General features: G+C 70.4%; 23 protein-coding genes. 22 read left to right on the forward strand and 1 reads right to left on the reverse strand.

Annotated features, from left to right (window positions below):
- Nucleotides 1-100 precede the first annotated feature (100 nt).
- The 9 genes from IE172_RS19995 (at nucleotide 101) to IE172_RS20035 (ending at nucleotide 5,561) form a co-directional block, all read left to right on the forward strand.
- A complete protein-coding gene (locus tag IE172_RS19995; protein WP_190098612.1) occupies nucleotides 101-433 on the forward strand; it encodes a hypothetical protein in 333 nt (110 codons plus the stop codon).
- Nucleotides 430-1,275: a hypothetical protein gene (locus IE172_RS20000; RefSeq protein WP_190098613.1), complete on the forward strand. Its 846-nt coding sequence runs from the start codon at nucleotides 430-432 to the stop codon at nucleotides 1,273-1,275. The genes IE172_RS19995 and IE172_RS20000 overlap by 4 nt, the downstream gene beginning before the upstream one ends.
- Nucleotides 1,276-1,277: 2 nt before the next feature.
- Complete coding sequence (locus IE172_RS20005; RefSeq protein WP_190098614.1) at nucleotides 1,278-2,243, forward strand: recombination directionality factor; 966 nt, start codon at nucleotides 1,278-1,280, stop codon at nucleotides 2,241-2,243.
- Between the two features lie 63 nt (nucleotides 2,244-2,306).
- Nucleotides 2,307-2,672, forward strand: coding sequence for a hypothetical protein (locus IE172_RS20010; RefSeq protein ID WP_190098615.1), 366 nt, complete (start codon nucleotides 2,307-2,309; stop codon nucleotides 2,670-2,672).
- Entirely contained in the window at nucleotides 2,669-3,679 is a 1,011-nt protein-coding gene (locus tag IE172_RS20015; protein WP_190098616.1) for a methyltransferase, read from the forward strand. Before IE172_RS20010 ends, IE172_RS20015 begins: the two co-directional genes overlap by 4 nt.
- A 94-nt stretch (nucleotides 3,680-3,773) precedes the next feature.
- Entirely contained in the window at nucleotides 3,774-4,076 is a 303-nt protein-coding gene (locus tag IE172_RS20020) for a hypothetical protein (RefSeq protein ID WP_190098617.1), read from the forward strand.
- On the forward strand, nucleotides 4,073-4,897 hold the full coding sequence (locus IE172_RS20025; RefSeq protein ID WP_190098618.1) for a hypothetical protein: 825 nt from the start codon (nucleotides 4,073-4,075) through the stop codon (nucleotides 4,895-4,897). Before IE172_RS20020 ends, IE172_RS20025 begins: the two co-directional genes overlap by 4 nt.
- The gene (locus tag IE172_RS20030; RefSeq protein ID WP_190098619.1) at nucleotides 4,894-5,319 is read left to right on the forward strand and encodes a helix-turn-helix domain-containing protein; all 426 of its coding nucleotides are present in this window, start codon (nucleotides 4,894-4,896) and stop codon (nucleotides 5,317-5,319) included. Before IE172_RS20025 ends, IE172_RS20030 begins: the two co-directional genes overlap by 4 nt.
- Complete coding sequence (locus tag IE172_RS20035) at nucleotides 5,316-5,561, forward strand: WhiB family transcriptional regulator (protein ID WP_190098620.1); 246 nt, start codon at nucleotides 5,316-5,318, stop codon at nucleotides 5,559-5,561. The genes IE172_RS20030 and IE172_RS20035 overlap by 4 nt, the downstream gene beginning before the upstream one ends.
- A 62-nt stretch (nucleotides 5,562-5,623) precedes the next feature.
- Here the strand turns inward: IE172_RS20035 and IE172_RS20040 are convergent, their stop codons facing one another.
- Nucleotides 5,624-5,878, reverse strand: a complete 255-nt coding sequence (locus tag IE172_RS20040; protein WP_190098621.1) for a hypothetical protein — start codon at nucleotides 5,876-5,878, stop codon at nucleotides 5,624-5,626.
- A gap of 85 nt (nucleotides 5,879-5,963) precedes the next feature.
- Between IE172_RS20040 and IE172_RS20045 the strand changes: the two genes are divergently transcribed.
- From IE172_RS20045 to IE172_RS20105, 13 genes are all read left to right on the forward strand, one after another.
- Nucleotides 5,964-6,530, forward strand: a complete 567-nt coding sequence (locus IE172_RS20045; protein WP_190098622.1) for an endonuclease domain-containing protein — start codon at nucleotides 5,964-5,966, stop codon at nucleotides 6,528-6,530.
- A 73-nt stretch (nucleotides 6,531-6,603) separates the two neighbouring features.
- Nucleotides 6,604-7,653, forward strand: a complete 1,050-nt coding sequence (locus IE172_RS20050) for a hypothetical protein (RefSeq protein WP_190098623.1) — start codon at nucleotides 6,604-6,606, stop codon at nucleotides 7,651-7,653.
- Complete coding sequence (locus tag IE172_RS20055) at nucleotides 7,634-8,254, forward strand: DnaA ATPase domain-containing protein (RefSeq protein WP_190098624.1); 621 nt, start codon at nucleotides 7,634-7,636, stop codon at nucleotides 8,252-8,254. The genes IE172_RS20050 and IE172_RS20055 overlap by 20 nt, the downstream gene beginning before the upstream one ends.
- A complete protein-coding gene (locus IE172_RS20060) occupies nucleotides 8,251-8,493 on the forward strand; it encodes a hypothetical protein (protein ID WP_190098625.1) in 243 nt (80 codons plus the stop codon). Before IE172_RS20055 ends, IE172_RS20060 begins: the two co-directional genes overlap by 4 nt.
- Nucleotides 8,490-9,854 carry a replicative DNA helicase gene (locus tag IE172_RS20065; RefSeq protein ID WP_229886203.1) on the forward strand — a complete coding sequence of 455 codons (1,365 nt, stop codon included), beginning with the start codon at nucleotides 8,490-8,492 and terminating at the stop codon, nucleotides 9,852-9,854. The genes IE172_RS20060 and IE172_RS20065 overlap by 4 nt, the downstream gene beginning before the upstream one ends.
- Nucleotides 9,851-10,444 (forward strand): HNH endonuclease family protein, encoded by a 594-nt coding sequence (locus IE172_RS20070; RefSeq protein ID WP_190098626.1) that lies wholly within the window; start codon nucleotides 9,851-9,853, stop codon nucleotides 10,442-10,444. The genes IE172_RS20065 and IE172_RS20070 overlap by 4 nt, the downstream gene beginning before the upstream one ends.
- Entirely contained in the window at nucleotides 10,444-10,713 is a 270-nt protein-coding gene (locus IE172_RS20075; protein ID WP_190098627.1) for a hypothetical protein, read from the forward strand. The genes IE172_RS20070 and IE172_RS20075 overlap by 1 nt, the downstream gene beginning before the upstream one ends.
- On the forward strand, nucleotides 10,713-12,467 hold the full coding sequence (locus tag IE172_RS20080; RefSeq protein WP_190098628.1) for a DNA cytosine methyltransferase: 1,755 nt from the start codon (nucleotides 10,713-10,715) through the stop codon (nucleotides 12,465-12,467). The genes IE172_RS20075 and IE172_RS20080 overlap by 1 nt, the downstream gene beginning before the upstream one ends.
- Before the next feature lie 225 nt (nucleotides 12,468-12,692).
- The gene (locus tag IE172_RS20085) at nucleotides 12,693-13,073 is read left to right on the forward strand and encodes a DUF4326 domain-containing protein (protein ID WP_190098629.1); all 381 of its coding nucleotides are present in this window, start codon (nucleotides 12,693-12,695) and stop codon (nucleotides 13,071-13,073) included.
- A 152-nt stretch (nucleotides 13,074-13,225) separates the two neighbouring features.
- Nucleotides 13,226-14,179 (forward strand): adenine nucleotide alpha hydrolase family protein, encoded by a 954-nt coding sequence (locus tag IE172_RS20090; RefSeq protein WP_438817023.1) that lies wholly within the window; start codon nucleotides 13,226-13,228, stop codon nucleotides 14,177-14,179.
- 131 nt (nucleotides 14,180-14,310) lie between these two features.
- Nucleotides 14,311-15,474 carry a hypothetical protein gene (locus IE172_RS20095; protein ID WP_190098630.1) on the forward strand — a complete coding sequence of 388 codons (1,164 nt, stop codon included), beginning with the start codon at nucleotides 14,311-14,313 and terminating at the stop codon, nucleotides 15,472-15,474.
- Complete coding sequence (locus tag IE172_RS20100; RefSeq protein WP_190098631.1) at nucleotides 15,471-15,689, forward strand: hypothetical protein; 219 nt, start codon at nucleotides 15,471-15,473, stop codon at nucleotides 15,687-15,689. Before IE172_RS20095 ends, IE172_RS20100 begins: the two co-directional genes overlap by 4 nt.
- Before the next feature lie 244 nt (nucleotides 15,690-15,933).
- Nucleotides 15,934-16,143 (forward strand): hypothetical protein, encoded by a 210-nt coding sequence (locus IE172_RS20105; protein WP_190098632.1) that lies wholly within the window; start codon nucleotides 15,934-15,936, stop codon nucleotides 16,141-16,143.
- Nucleotides 16,144-16,316: the final 173 nt, after the last annotated feature.

Consider the following 16,316-nt stretch of genomic DNA (forward strand, 5'->3'; position numbering starts at 1 on the left):
CCCCTGCTCCGCGACCGCCACCCAGGGCCAGCGCCCCACACCACCTCCCCCCCCGGTTGGGGCGCTGGCCCACCCACCACCACACCCGAAAGCAGGAGACATGACCGCCGAAACCACTGCAATCCCCGCCGACGTTGCCGCGCACGTCCTCTTCCACTTCGGCCACCGCGGCATCCCCGCCGGCGACTGGCACGAAGACCTCATCACCCTCATCGCCCGCGCCGACATGACCAACAAGGCCAAACTCACCGCCGCGTTCCCCGACTACGCGGGCGCCGTCCTCATCGCCCAGTACGCCGACAACGGCGTCGCCGTGCTGAAGGACATCGCCGCCGGCCGCTGCACCCGCTGCAAGCACGACGACGGACCCATCACCCCGTCCGGCATGTGCGAGCCCTGCGCCGCACCGATGCCCCTGGACGGCGCCGCATGACGGACCCCCGCCACGCCTTCGCCACCGACCACGGGCGCTACTACCGCGACCCGACCGGCGGCCCGGACCTCGTCTCCGTGACGAACGTTCTCTCCAGCGGCGTCGCCAAGTTCGCGCTCGTCCCCTGGGCCGTCAAGCTCACCGCCGAGTACTGCGTCGACAACCGGCTCGAGGTCGCCCGCCGGGCACTGAACGACCGCGAGCAGCTCCTCAAGGACATCAAGGCCGTCCACGTAGCCGCCCGCGACCGGGCCGCCGACCTCGGCACCCGCATCCACAACCGGGCCGAGAAGATGGCCCTCCTCGCCCCGTTCGAACCCGACCCGGAAGTCGACCCCTACGCCCGCCAGCTCACCCTGTTCTGGGAGCGCTGGGGCGTCGACCTCGAGCAGGACATCATCGCCGCCGAGCTCACCTTCGTGCACCGCCGCCTCGGCTACGCCGGAACCGGCGACGTGATGATCCTGCTGCGCACAGGCTGGCGCCGCATCAAAGGCCGCCGCGTCAAGCAGCTCTGGCTCCTCGACTACAAGACCAGCGCCAAACGCCCGGCGTCCTCGGTCTACCCCGAGAACGCCATGCAGCTTGCCGCCCTCCGGTACGCGGAGTGTGTCCTGCTGCCCGACGACACCGACGGCAACGTGCCGCGCATACAGCGCACCGGAGTCCTCAACCTCCGCCAGCGCTCCCACGCCCTGGTCCCCATGCCCGGCAACCGCCGCACCTTCCGCGCCTTCCGCGGCGCGCTGGAGACCACCAAGTGGCTGCACGCCGCCCCCACCACCTACCCCGCGCTCCTGCCCCCGGCAGCCGAAGCGCAGCCGACCCGAAAGGCAGCCTGACCATGGGCTCCCGACTCCTCAACATCCAGCGCCGCGCCGCCGAACACGGCCGCCTCCGCACCGGATACACCCAGGGCAAGCGGCCCATGCGGTCCGCGACCTGGGTCGTCACCTCCCACTCCGAAGAACACGTCCGCAAGGCCGCCGGACTGTGGGGCGGCGAGCCGGAGCAGTGGACGCCGCTCAACTCGACCATCACTCAGTGGCGCGTCATCACGAAGGCGTCCGCGGTCGAGGCGCTGATCACACCCGGGGACCCGCTTAACCAGTACAACGAGCTGTGGTCGGCGGGCGGCTGCCAGCGCCGCTGCGACGGCGAGACCGAACTGCTGTCCCGCCAGCCGTGCCTGTGCGCCCGCCAGTTCGGCGAGGACTGGCACACCCAGCCCAAGGGCCGCGTCTGCTCCGCGACCTCCCGTCTGAACGTCATGCTGCCGGACCTGTCCGGCATGGGCATGTGGCGGGCCGAGACCCATTCCTTCTACGCCGCGTCCGAGTGGGGCGGAATGGTCGACATGGTCCTCGCCGGCACGAACGGGCAGGGTTTCGTCCCGGTGACGCTGAGGATCGAGCCGCGGCAGGCCGTCCGCGACGGGCAGACGAAGAAGTTCCCGGTCGTCGTGGTCGAGTTGCGCGGCATGACTCCGCGGCAGGCGCTGGCCGGGCCGATGACTGCGGCGACCGCGCTGGACCCGGCGGCTGGCGGTCAGGCTGTGGCCGCGATCGAGGCGCCGAAGGGCCGCGACTGGATCGCTGAGGCACAGGGCGCACTCACCTCGGACGACGTCCGCGACCTGTGGATGGAGGCCCGCCAGGAGGGTGTCGTCCACCCCAAGGGCACCGACCCGCTGTCCAAGCAGCTCACGGCGATCGCCGCAGAGAAGGACGCCGAGCACCAACAGGCGCACAGCTCCAACGAGAAGCAGCCCGACGAGGACGGCGCCTACGAGGCCGAGCTCGTCGACTAGCCCGCACACACCGGAAGCCGCCCCGCGGGCTATGCGGGGCGGCTCCAGGACCAGGAGACCACCATGACACAGCTCCAGTTCCCGATGCCCGTCCCGGGCACCGTGTCCCCGGCCGCCGGCGAGGCCGCGAAGGCGGACGGCATCGCCCGCGCCACGGCGAACACCGCCCCGGATTGGGCGACCGCCTGCCGCAAAGCGATAGAGCTCATGGCCCGCCGCAGCCAGCCCTTCCAAGCCGCCGACCTCATCGCCGAAGGACTCGTCGATGAACCCGACCACCCTGCCCGCTGGGGCGCCGCGTTCAACAACGCCGCCCGCGCCGGAGTCATCGAGGCAGCCGGCTACGTCCGGTCGAAGCGGGCCACCGTCCATGGCTCCATCTGCAAGCAGTGGACCGGCACCGCCGACTTCCGGAGGGCCGCCGCGTGAAGCTCACCGACGACCTCCTCACCGTGCTGACAACCCGCGTCGAGACCGACGGCACCCACCTGGTGCTGACCGGCCCGCGCATGGAGCCGCGCCTGTACCAGCGCGTCAACGAGGTACTGGAAGCGGTCGGCGGCCGATGGACCACCGGCGTGCAGGCCCATGTCTTCCCCGTCGACGCCGCCCAGGCGCTCGCCCCCGTCCTGACCACCGGGCAGGTGGTGACGCTGCGGGAGAAGCGCCAGAGCGCCCAGTACTTCCCCACCCCGAACGCGGTCGTCCAGCGGGTCATCGGCCTCGCCGCGATCGAGCCGGGCATGGAAGTTCTCGAGCCGTCGGCCGGCTCCGGAGCCATCGCCACCGCGGCAGCCGAGCGGGGCGCAACCGTGGACTGCATCGAGCAGGACCCCGGCTACGCGGCCATCCTCGCCGAGGCTGGGTGCGCGCGGACGCTCACGGTCGCGGACTTCCTCACCGTGCCCGCCGAGCCCCGCTACGACCGGGTGGTGATGAACCCGCCGTTCACCCGCGGCACCGACATGGCGCACGTCGAGCACGCTCTCCGGTTCCTCAAGCCCGACGGGCTGCTGGTGTCGGTCATGTCGTGGGCGGTCACCGAGGCCACCAGGAAGACGGCTAAGTTCCGTGCCCTCGTCGAAGCCCGCGGCGGAAGCGTCGAAGCCATCGCCGCGGGCGCGTTCAAGGAATCCGGCACCGACATTCCCACCGTCATCGTCACGATCCCCGCCACCCGGCCCGCCGACGCCCAGCCGACGGTCTGGCCGAGCCGAGAAGCGCACGCCACGCCGGAGCCCGAGTTCCAGGACCCGGCAGAGATCGCCCGCGAGATCGCCGACCACCTCCGGGAAGCCACCCGAATCATGGACGACCTCGCCCGCGACCTGGCACTCCCGATCAGCCGAGTCGAGCAGACCGCCACGGCGGACGTGCTCAACCTGCCCGCCCCGCGCGAAGAACAGCTCACCTTCGACATCGGGGAGGCGTCATGACCGCCGCCCTGTTCCTCGCCGTCTTCGGCTTCACCGTCGGTCTCGCCGCCGTCGCCTTCGCCCTCATCACCCGACCTGCCCGACGGAGCACCCGATGACCCTCGACCACTACGCGGCGATCATCACCGCCGGCGCCTGGATCGACCAGCAGATCGCCATGTACGGGCCCGGCCTCGCATTGACCGCCGTCCTGATCGCCATCGCCTGGACCTGCTCCCGCATCCGCTCCTGGCGAGAACGACGCCGCGACGCCCGCGACTGGCGGGCCCGACTCCGCACCGAACTCGCCGCCGCAGAAGCCGCCGCCGACGACGACACACAGCCCGGCATAGACGACGACCTCCTCGCCCACTGCTGGGACGCCTGGAAAGCCCAACCCCGGAAGGAGAAGCCGTGACCACCGCCGTCCGCGAAGCCCCCCACCACCGCAACACCGTCTGCGTGAAGCTGTACGGCTGCCAACTCCCCGACTGCCGAACCCGCTTCAACGAACGACGCCGCGCCATCAAAGCCGGAACCCAGCAGCCCGGCCGCATCCTCATCGACGCCAGCGAAGTCCGCGAACACATCCTGGCCCTTCAGGAACTCGGCATGAGCCTCACCGGAATCGCCCGACTCGCCGGCGTCCATCACCCCACCGTCTGCGCCTTCGTGCACCCCCAGCCGTCCAAGCGCCGCGGCCGGCGACAGCAGACCACCCCCGAAACTGCCGCGAAGATCCTCTCCGTCAAGCCCTTGACCGTCATTGGCGCACTCAGGCGCATGCAGGCCCTCGCACACCTCGGATGGCCAGTCAGTCACGTGGCGCGGCGCGCAGGAATTTCACCACGCAGGGCATGGGAACTGCGCCCCCACACCGTCATCTCCGTCGGTTTCGCCGAACGGATCGCCGTCGCCTACGAAGAACTCCGCGGCACCACAGCCGAAGACCACGGCGTCGAAGCCTGGAAAACGGCCCGCAGCCGCCAGCGCGCGGAAGCCAACCGGTGGCCCAACACCCACTACTGGGCCGACCGCATGGACGTCATCGACGACCCCCACTTCGAGCCCATGTACGGCGTCACAAAACGGGAAATCGTCGCCCAGGACGCGCACTGGGTCATGACCACCATCGGCCTCGACCGGGCCGCCGCAGCCGCCCGGCTCGGCGTGTCCAAGGCGTACATCGACCACGCCTTCCGCGACCACCCCCAGTACGCCGTGGAGGCCGCCGCATGAGCGCCCGCGCCGACATCATCCGCCTCCTGCACGCCGGCCTCGGCAACAAGGCCATCGCCCGCCAAGTCCACGTCCGTCACCAGACCGTCGCCGCCATCCGCGCCGAACTCGGACTCCCCAACATCGTCCGACCCGCCACGGCCCCCTACAGCGAAGACGCGTTCTGGCAGCGTACCCAGCCCGTCGACGGCGGCCACCTCAACTGGACCGGCCACTACAACTCCACCGGCGTGCCCTGCCTCCGCACCACCGAAGGCATGCACACCGCCTACCGCATCGCCTTCCGCATCCGCTGGCGCCGCGACCCCACCGGCCCCGTGAAGCCCGGCTGCGACATGGACCGCTGCGTCCACCCCGACCACGTCGAAGACCAGCCCATGCGGCAGCTCTACGCGGCCATCTTCGGGGAGGCCGCCGCATGACCGGCCGCTACGCGTGGATGGACGCCGCCCTGTGCGCTCAGGCCGACCCGGACGAGTGGATCGACAACCTCGCCGGCGGCGGCAGCCGGACAGCCAAACGCATCTGCGGACAGTGCCCCGTCCGGGTCGCCTGCACCGCCCACGCCGACCAGCTCGAGCAGCACGACGGCGCCAGCCTCCGCGGCATCTGGGGCGGACACAGCCAAACCCAGCGACGACAGCAGCGGCAGACCGCGGCCTGAACCACACGACAAAGGCCCCGCCACACGGCGGGGCCCACGGAGGAGAGGAGGGGGAGATGCGATCAGTCGTCGGAGTCGGCCGGCTTGCGACGGGGGACTCGCACGACGCGCTTCTTGGGCTCGCTGCCGGGCGCGATCTTCGCGACCCACTCGCGAGTGAAGCCGGTCAGCTTCGCCATGTGGGACGGCCCGAGACCGGCAGCGCGTCCTTCGACCAGGAGCTCCCGGAGCTCGGCGTCGGCGCGCTTGAAGGCGTCCTCGGCGCGGGTCCGCTTCTCGGCGGCGTCCTGAATCCTCTCGTCCAGCTCCTGGTCCATGTCGCACATGGTGACACACCAATCCGTGGTCGCGCTACGCCGACGCGCATTGTGAACGCGGACCGCGAACGCTATTCTCATACTCATGACAGCGGAGATCTCGCCTGTGCCCAACAGGCGTACCGAGACGCGCCACGCCACACCAGGAAACACCTGCAATCACTTCCAGAAGTACGGGATGACCTGCGACGACTTCGACAGGCTGCTCGCCCGTGCGGCTGGCCGGTGCGAGCTGTGCGAGACGCCCGAGGGGGAAACGCCACGCGGCGCTCTCGTCATCGATCACTTCCAGGGCGATGGCCTGTTCTTCGTCCGCGGACTGATCTGCGACCGCTGCAACTCGGTCATGTCGCGGCACGACAGGTCTGCCGCATGGGGGCCCGCCTCACTGCCCTGGGCGGACAAGGCGCGGGCATACCACCTTGCCGCGTTCGAGCAGCCCACACCGGAAGAGTTCGAGCAGGCCGATCGGTACATAGCGTCGCGCCGGACCTACAACGTCAAGGACCGGCACTACATCCCGGTCGCACCGCGGGCGGCGCTCGTCGTCCGGCTGGACCGGTCGATGACGGAGGCCGCCAGAAAGCTGCGCCGCCACCTCACCGACAGGCAGAGGGCACGGCTCATCGAGCTCCTTTCGAGGCCCCTGTAGCGCCCCGGAAACCGCCGTGAGGGCTCAACTGCCCCGAGCCCCCTGACCAGCACTCATTGAAGGACAACTACCAATGGCCCGCGGACACGGACGCATCCTCACGAGCATCTGGGACGACGACGACTTCCTCGACCTCGAGGAGAGGCAGCAGCGGCTCTACCTGTTCCTTATCTCGCAGCCGAACCTGAACCACGCTGGCCTGCTCGACCTCACGCTGCGCCGCTGGTCCCGCAAGGCCCGCGGCCTCACCTCGGCCGAGCTGGAGAAGCTCCTCCAGGACTTGGAGACGGCCCGCTTCATCGTCATGGACGAGGACACCGAGGAACTCCTCATCCGATCCTTCGTCCGCAACGACGGCGTCTGGAAGCAGCCGAAGGTCATGGGCGCCATGGTGTCCGGCGCCCTCGAGATCTCCTCTCGCCGACTGCGGCACGCGCTCCTCGCCGAGGTGGACCGCATCCCGCTCGACGAACTCAGCGACGAGCCGGGCGCCCGCGGGGTGTCCATCCGCCAGCAGGTGGCCGAGCACATCGAGGTCCTGCGCAAGGCGTTCGGCAACCCTCCGCCCGACCCGAATGGAAGGGGTTACGGAACCCCCTCCGAACCCCCTTCGGGAACCCCCTCCGATACCCCTCCGCAACCCCCTGCCGAGGGGGGTCCGGAAGCCTCTACGCGCGGGCGCGCGCCCGCGTCACGCGCGCATTCCCCTGCCCCTGCCCCTGCCCCTGCCCCCACCAATGTTTCGGCTGAGGTCGGGGAGCAGCAGCAGTTCGGCGTCGCCGATGCCGACTCCGTCGGCGCACCTGACGGTGCGAACGATGAGGGCAAGCCAGTCACAGCGCAGACGATCGTCGGCGAGTGGCTCGACCGGATGAACAAGCGCCCCCCCAAGGCCGTCATCGGCCAGGTCTCCGCACAGATCAAGAAGCTCCTCGACGAAGGCATTGCCCCCGACGACATCCGCGGCGGCCTCGCCATCTGGATGACCAAGGCCTACGCCCCGTCGGCGATCCCCAGCTTCGTGAACCAAGCCATGAACACCAAGCCGGCCCAGCAGGGCCCGCCCACCGCACCCCGCGACATGACCGCAGAGGAGAAGAAGAGTGCCCTCCGAATCGCCTGACGAGCTCAGCCCGCGCGAGTCGTTCCTGTTGGAGCGTTCGTCGATCGCGCTCAACCGGTTCGATGACGAGACGCCGGACATCTACCGCCGGCCGATCGAGCTGCCGCAGCAGGTACACGACTGGATTGCCGGCTGGGGCGGGTACAGCCTGTTCCTCACCGGTGCGATCGGCGTCGGGAAGACCCACACCGCCTGGAAGACGTGCCGCCGCTGGCTCGAGGCCCAGTACGGGCCGGGGCACCCGTGGCAGGGCTCCCCGGTCATCAGAATGTTCCGGTCGACGGCCCTGTTCGACGCGCTGCGGCCGAACGCCCCGGAGGGGGACGGCCGGGCGCTGGTCAAGAAGCTGCAGCAGGTCGACCTGTTGTTCGTCGACGACCTTGCCGCGGCCAAGGCCAACGAGTGGACGCAGGAGCGGCTGTTCGAGATTTTCGACGAGCGGTACATCCGCCGCCGCCCCGTGATCATCACGTGCGATGTGCTGCCGAACCAGCTGTCCGACGTGACCGGGCCGCGGGTTGCTTCCCGGCTGGCGGAGATGTGCGGGAACAGCATCGTCCTCCTCGAGGGCCCCGACCGCCGGCAGGGGAGGGCGGCGTGAGCTACCCGCCCGCTGACGACCGTCTGCGCCACCTCCTCGCGCAGCGGATCAACTGCCACGTCGACACCTGGAAGCTCGCGTTCTTCATCGCCGGATGCATCGTCGACGACCTCGACATCCGCGACGAACTCGACCGCATCGCCGCCGCGCACGCCGCTGGCCAGCCGTGCGGCGACCGCAACTGCCGCGCCTGCTTCACCGCCCAGTTCACCAACCCCAGCCAGGAGAACCCCACGTGAGCACCGACACCGACGTGTGGGGCCCGGACGAGGCCGCCGCGCTCTCCCCGACCGGCAACGTGGAAGCCGAGCGCGTCCTCGCCGCGACCGCCATGGCCGACCCCGCCTGCGTCGACGACATGGCCAGCAAGGGCTTCGACCCCGCGGACATCGGCGACGAGCGGTACCGCATGATCTGGTACGCCGTCGAAGACCTCGCCGGAACCCTGTCCGCGTCGACGATCCGCTGGCAGGCCGTCGCCCGCAAGCTCGAGGTGTGGCACGCCGAAGGCCGCATGACCGTCCGACCGTTCACCGAGAATGAGCTCGGCGACCTGTACATGGCCGCGAACCCGGGAGCCGCCGAGTACTGGGCGAACGAGGTCACCCGCGGGGCGATCGCCGCCCGCGGTCGAGCGTTGAGCGCCAACATGCACGTCCGGTTCAGCAACCCCGCGTTTGACCCGGACCGGGACCTGTCCGCGATCCAGGCCGAGATCGACAATCTGGCCAAGCCTGTCGGCCAGTCCCACATGGTCGACCTCGGCGCCCTGCTGCCCGACGTGATCGACCAGGCGACGACGAAGCCGTCCATCGAGGACCGGGTGCCGACCGGCTTCATCGACCTGGACCACACCCTGTCCGGCGGGTGGGCGCCCGGTCAGCTCGTCGTTGTTGCCGCCCGGCCTGCGATGGGCAAGACGACGCTGGCCGCCGGGTTCGCCCGCGCCGCCGCCCTCACGAACGGCATCCCGACGGCGATCTGGTCGCTCGAGATGAGCAACACCGAACTCGCCACGACGATCCTGTGCGGCGAGGTGAAGATCGCCCTGCATCACGTCAAGCAGGGCATCGTCGACGACACGGCTGTGGCCCGCGCTGCGGCACGGCTGCCGGAGATGGCGTCGGCCCCGTTGAAGATCGACGACAACGCGTACCTGACGCTGCCTGGCCTGCGTGCCGCGATCCGCAACCTGGTCCGCACCTTCGGTCTCAAGGTCGTCATCGTCGACTACCTGCAGCTGATGCAGGCGCCGCCCGCCGAGTCCCGGCAGGTCGCCGTGTCGATGATCTCCCGCAACCTCAAGGTGATGGCCAAGGAGTTCGGCATCACGATCATCGTGCTCGCCCAGCTCAACCGCGGCCCGGAGCAGCGCCAGGACAAGATCCCCATGGTGTCGGACCTGCGCGAGTCCGGTGCGATCGAGCAGGACGCGGACATCGTCATCCTGCTGCACCGGCCCGACGTGTACGAGCGGGAGAGCCCTCGAGCCGGTGAGGCCGACGTCATCGTCGGCAAACACCGCGGTGGGCCGATGGCCACCGTCACCGTCGCATTTCAGGGACATTATGCTCGTTTCGTAGATATGGCCGAATCGTGAATTCCGCCGCTGCGCCGGACGGGCGCCGCTGCGTCGAGTGCGACTCGACCAACTACTACGCACGGGGCCGCTGTCAGACCTGCTACGGGCGCTACCGCCGACGGCTGAAGCGAACCGGCGAGTTCACTCTGCTGCTGGTCCACGGTTCCCCGCTGCAGCGACTGATGGAGCGGACGAAGTCTGGCCCCGACGGCTGCCTGCTCTTCACCGGAACTCTGAGCAACACCGGTTACGGACAGATATCCGTCGGCGGCACGCCGACGCTGGCCCACCGTGCGATGTACGAGCTCACCGTCGGCCTGATACCCGAGGGCATGTTCCTCGACCACACCTGCCACAACAGGGACGCCTCCTGCGCGGGTGGCTACACCTGCCAGCACCGGCGGTGCGTCAACGTCGCCCATCTCGAGCCCGTGACCGGCGCGGAGAACACCCGCCGCGGCAAGGGCTGGGCGATCAACGGGACCAAGACGCATTGCCCGCAGGGCCACCCCTACGACGACGAGAACACCCACGTCTACGACGGCCGGCGGTACTGCCGTGCCTGCAACCGCGCGATCAAGAACCGGGCGCGCAAGGAGGCTTCCTGATGACCGAGCCCACCGCTGAAGACATCGCGGCCCTCCGTGAGCAGGGCGACCTCAAGGGCTACCTGCTCGCCCTTGCCGGCCGCACCCCCGCCAAGCCGAAGCCCACCCTCTCCGCGGTCCCGGACCCGGGCTACCGGATTGCGCACGTGGGCGGTTGGCCGCTCGGTACGGCCGCCACGGGCCCGACTCCGCCGCCGGGTGTGTGCACCTGTGCCAAGTGCGGCGGCAACCCCAACAGCCACACCACCCACCGAGAGGACGCCGCCTGATGTCCACCACGTCGAAGAAGCAGAAGGACCGCACGGCCACGCACCGGCCGGCTGTCCGGCGGCGCCGTTTCCGTCACGACGACCTGGTCGCGGTCGACCTGTTCTCCGGCTTCGGCGGACTGACCCGCGGGATCGAGATGGCCGGGTTCACGACGATCATGGCGGCGAACCACAACAGCTACAAGGTCGAGGTCCACGAGGCGAACCACCCGGACGCCGAGCACTGGATCGCCGACCTGGTCGACCCGGAGGCAGCCGACTACCACTCCGCCCGGGACCTGCCCGCGGCCGACCTCCTCGTCGCGGGCGTGAGCTGCGTGAACCACTCGCTGGCCAACACCATCAAGGCTTACGAGCAGGGCGCGACACTGTTCGAGCTGGAGGACCCCGACTACGAGGCGCGGGTGACCCGCTCGGAGCGGGACCGGGCGACCGCGAACTGTGTCCTGCAGTACGCCGCCAAGCACCGTCCGCGGCTCATCCTCGTCGAGTGCACCACCCAGCTCACCTCGTGGGGGGCCGCGCTGCCGGGCCGCTCGAAGGTCGGAGACGGCTCGACCTACCGGTGGTGGCTCAAGCAGTTCGACCTGCTCGGCTACAACCACAAGGTGCTGTACCTCAACAGCCAGTTCTTCGGGGTCCCGCAGTCCCGTGACCGCGGCTACTGGGTGTTCGTCGACAAGTCCCTTCCGATGCCCGACCTGGAGCACCGGCCGGTTTCGCGCTGCCACGGCTGCGACAAGGACGTCGAGGCGGTGTGGACGTGGAAGACCGGAATCCCGCCGACCGGCACGGTGATGTACGGCAAGCAGTACGAGTACCGGTGCGCGTCCTGCCGTCGCCCGGTGGTCCCGCCGATGACGCCGTCGCTGGCCGCGCTCGACCTCACCGACCTGGGGACCCGCCTCGGCGACAAGCCGGTCAAGACGTTCAAGGACGGGTTCGTGGGCCCGCTCGCGCGGTCGACGATGGCCCGCGCCGAGCGCTGCCGTCAGCGGTTCGCTGACTTCCCGGCGGTCCTCATGCCAGCGAAGGGCGTACACGGGACCGAGAAGCACCCTTGGCAGCCGCTGGCGACGCAGACCAGTCAGCAAGAGACGTCGATCCTGTCGACTGGCGCCCTCATGGCGGCTGCGGGGAACACGTTCGAGCGGCCCGGGTCCAACTGCCGTAGCCGCGGGTTCGATCAGCCGCTGTGGGCTCAGACCGCTACGAACACCACGGGGCTGATCGCTCCGCCGATGGCGCTGGCCGTGGACAACTTCCAGGGCGGCCCGCGCGGCGCCAACGAGCCGCTGCCTACTCAGGTCGGGTCAGAGACCCTCGCGATCGTGTCGTCCGGCGTGGTCCCGTACAGGAAGAACACGCTGCCCGCGGTGCACGGCGAGGCGATGCCGACGTTCACGTCGGAGCAGATTCCTGGCCTGCTCACGGCGGCCGGCACGATCCGCTCCGCCGACTTTGAGGCCCAGCTCGCAGCGCAGTGGCGGGCCGCCCTCGCTGAGCTGCCGTTGGAGGACTGCTACTTCCGGATGATGCGGGAGTACGAGATCGGCCGCGGCTGCGGCTTCGACGTCGACTTCGGCCAGCACCGCGGGACTTTCAAGGTCTGGGGCACCGCGCGCAACCAGGTCGACGGCTTTGGGAACGCCGTCAGCCCGCAGGTCGGTGCGTGGATCGGGGCCCGGCTGCGAGCCGTCATTCACAGCCCGCAGGACCGCACGCCGACCGCGGGCCTCGAGACGGCCGCGTGATGTCCCGCTGCCAGGCGTGTGGCCGGCTGTTGCGCCGTCCGTCGCCGTCGGGTTTGGGCCCGGTGTGTGCCCGCCGCTTGTCCGCTCCGCCCCGTCGCCCGCCCGCCGTCCGGGCCGTCGAGGCGGCGGTCGAAATCCACCCCGGGCAGACCGCCCTCGAACTCCAGCCCATGCAGCCAAGCCTCTGGTCACTCTGACCAGCCCGACCACACCCGAGGAGAACCCGTGACCACCACACCCCGCCGTATCCAGCGCCGCCGCACCAAGGGCTGGCGCAAGCCCGACGGCGCCGTCTACGTCGGCCGGGGCAGCCACTACGGCAACCCGTACCGTCTCGTCCGCCACGACGGCGGCTGGTCCGTCCGCTTCGGCGACGACGGTGGCGGTGTCGGCACCTTCCCCACCGCGCTCGAAGCGCGCCGCTACGCCGCCGAGGCGTACCGGTGGTGGATCAACCAGCCCGAGCAGGCGGAGACGCTGCGCGCGTTCCGTGGCCTGCTGTACGGCCGGGACCTCATGTGCTGGTGCCCCATGCCCGGGCCCGGCGAGCCCGACCACTGCCACGCCGCGGTCCTCCTGGACCTCGTGCGCCGGCCCACCCCGTGAACGCGGCGACCCGGGGCGGCGGCTATCCGTCCCGGGTCTGCCCCGGACCCTACCCGCACCGCCCGGACACCCCGGCTGGTGGGGGGCCCGGTTCGGTGGGCGACCGCACACCTGACCCGCGAGTAAGAACCCACAACCCCGAGGAGAACCCCATGACCACCCAGCCCGGCCAGCCCGCCCTACGGCTCCTCAGCCTCGGCGCCGGCGTCCAGTCCACCACCCTGCTGCTCCTCGCCGCCGAGGGCCGCCTGCCCGGCCTCGACGGGGCGATCTTCGCCGACACCGGCTGGGAGCCCGCCGCGGTCTACGAGCACCTCGACCGAATCGACCGGGAGATCGCCCAGCCCGCCGGGATCCCGATCTACCGCGTGTCCGCCGGGAACATCCGCCGCGACGCTCTCGACCCGGCTCACCGGTTCGCGTCGATGCCGCTGTTCATCAAGAACCCCGACGGCGGCGACGGCATGACCCGGCGCCAGTGCACCGCGGAGTACAAGCTGAAGCCGATCAAGGCGCAGGTGCGGCAGCTGCTCGGCTGCCCGCACCCGAAGCCGATACCGCGCGGCACGTTCGCCGAACAGTGGATCGGGATCTCCCGCGACGAGTTCGGCCGTGCGAAGGACTCCGGCATCGGCTACCTCAAGTCCTGGCATCCGCTGCTGTACCTGGAGGGTGCCGCCGACGGCCGCGAAGGGTGGACCCGCGAGGACTGCCTGCGCTACTTGCGGTCCCGCGGCTGGGCGTCCACGCCGAAGAGCGCGTGCATCGGCTGCCCGTTCCACGGCAACCGGCAGTGGCGCGAGCTGCGCGACAACCACCCCGACGAGTGGGCGGACGCTGTCGACTTCGACCATTCCATCCGCTCCGGGAACGCTCGCGGGAATGCCAACGGGAAGCCGCTGCTGGGTGAGGCGTACCTGCACCGCTCCCGTCTCCCGCTCGATCAGGCCCCGATCGACCGGGTCACGGCGCACGAGTGGGCGAGTAAGCAGACCGACGTGTTCGGCCAGATCGCTGATGTGGAGTTGGAGCAGGGCGACCCTGACGGTTGTTCCCCCTGGGCGTGCCGGTCCGGTCAGCCCGTCGACAACGACCAGGCGGCGTGACCCGCCCCGTGACTGCCGACGGCCCGGGGCGGACCTATCGCCCCGGGTCTGCCCCGGACCCTACCTGCCCGTCCCTGACCGACCCGCCGGCCGCCCCACACCGGGGCGGCCCCCACCACCGGAGACACCCGATGACCGACACCAGCCCCACCGAGCCGCGCGAGCCGGACAACCCTGCGGCGTGGGCGCTCGCCCAGCACATCGCCGATCACCCGGTGAGCACGATCCAGGCCGCGTTCCGGTACCTCAACGCGCCGCTGGCGATCGAACTGCACGAGGTGCCTGCTGCCGTGGAGCCGCCCGCCGACCAGACCACACCATCCCGCCGAGCCGGACTCCGCGACCGCCTCGCCGCCGCTATCCGTGACGCCGCCTGCAAGGGTGACTGCGGCAAGTCCGAGGAGGAGTGCGCCAAGGAGCGCATCCAGCCGTTCGTCTGGCACCACGGCCGCCTCGCCGTGGTGGAGGGCACGCCGGAGCAGTTCGCCGACGCGGTGCTGCCGGTGCTGTACCGGGAGTGGCCGTGGCTGCGCGCTGAAGTCGAGGACGCTGAGCCCGCCGACGACATCCGTGACCAGCTGCTCCACGCGATCGACCACGCGTACACCAGGGGCGTCCTCGGCTACGGCACGCCGGAGGAGCTGCTGGCCGCCTACGACACCAGCCGGTCGACGCCCGCCGACCGGGCCGCGCTCCGCAACCGCATCACCACGGCAGTCGAGCAGCTGTACCAGACCGGCGCCGTGTACGCCCTAGGCGCGGGGGAAGCCGGGCGGATCGCTGATGCGGTGCTGGCGGTGCTGCCCGAGCCCACCGACCGAGCCGCCGTCCTCCGCTGGGCCGCCGACGCCATCGACGCGACGTTCACCGGTCCCGGCCTCGACCGATACACCCGCTACGGCGCGGACCTGCTGCGCCGCATGGCCGACGAGACGGCAACCACCGAAACGCCGTGCACCTGCTTCGTGATCAACGAAGGCGGCGTACATGCGGGCAGCTGCGCCAAGCGAGCTGGCGAGACCCCCGCCGCCAGTTCCGTCCAGCACGCGCCTGGTAAGGCCATCCGGTGCCCCGCCTGCCGCGCCAAGGGCTACACGGTCTGCCTCGACGAGCCCGCCGCCGGGGCGCGGCAGGACGAGGCGCAGCCGGACTTCACCAGTCCCATCGCCGGACGCATCGAGGTCCGCGACCCCTGCCCCTACTGCGGCGACCGGCAGATGATCCCGCGCCACCAGTTCGCCGAGCACGTGGCCCGACTGCACCCGGACGCGCGGCAGGACGGGGTGCAGCCGTGAGCGGACACGACTTCACGCCTGGGGCCCGGTCCCGGAAGGGTCGCCCGCAGTTGTCTCCAGAGGCTCAGGCGCTGGCGGATGAGCTGTCCCGGCGGGCGGCGCAGATGTGGGCGGACAGCGAGGGCGGGCTGTCGATTCGGGAGGCGGTGGAGTTGGCCGCGTTCCGTATGGGGGTCGAGATCCAGCAAACCGTGACAGAACCGGCGGTCGAGTGATGGCGGCAGATCCCCATGCCGTCAACTCGGCCCCGAGGAGGCCCGTAACGGCCCCTCTCGCGGCCTCAACCCCACGAGCCGGTGCATCGCGACGTCCGGAGGGGCTGAACGGGCCGCAGAGAGGCGTACAGAGCCTCGACCCTGCCCCACCCTCGACTGCCTAGCCCGAACCACCCGCCGGGTGCCGCTCCCGCTCAACCTCGGGAGCGGCCCCGCAACCCAGCAACTACCCACCGGAGGAACCATGAGCACCACTCCGACCAACGTCGCCCTGGACCTGCACGGCGAACCGATCGACATCGGCTGGATCGGCGGCAGCCTCGACGCCCGCCTCCACCTGTACGTCCGCCCCGGCATGGACCCGCTCGAGCGCGACCAGCTCCTCGCCGACCTGCGGGAGGCCATCGGCATCGTCGTCCCCGTCCGCCCCGCCAACGGAAAGAGCCAGTCGTGACCCCTGATCAGGAACTCCGCGCAGCCGCCCGCCGCCTGGAAGCCATGGATGACGCGAACTGGCGCGGCACCCCGTTGCACGTCCTCTTCCCCGGCATCATCCGGCTTCTCACCGAGTACGGCGACGACTGGGACCAGTGCCCCGAAGACCACCCCGGGCACAGCCTCGACGAG

The organism is Streptomyces griseoflavus (genome assembly GCF_014649995.1).
Lineage (GTDB): Bacteria > Actinomycetota > Actinomycetes > Streptomycetales > Streptomycetaceae > Streptomyces > Streptomyces griseoflavus.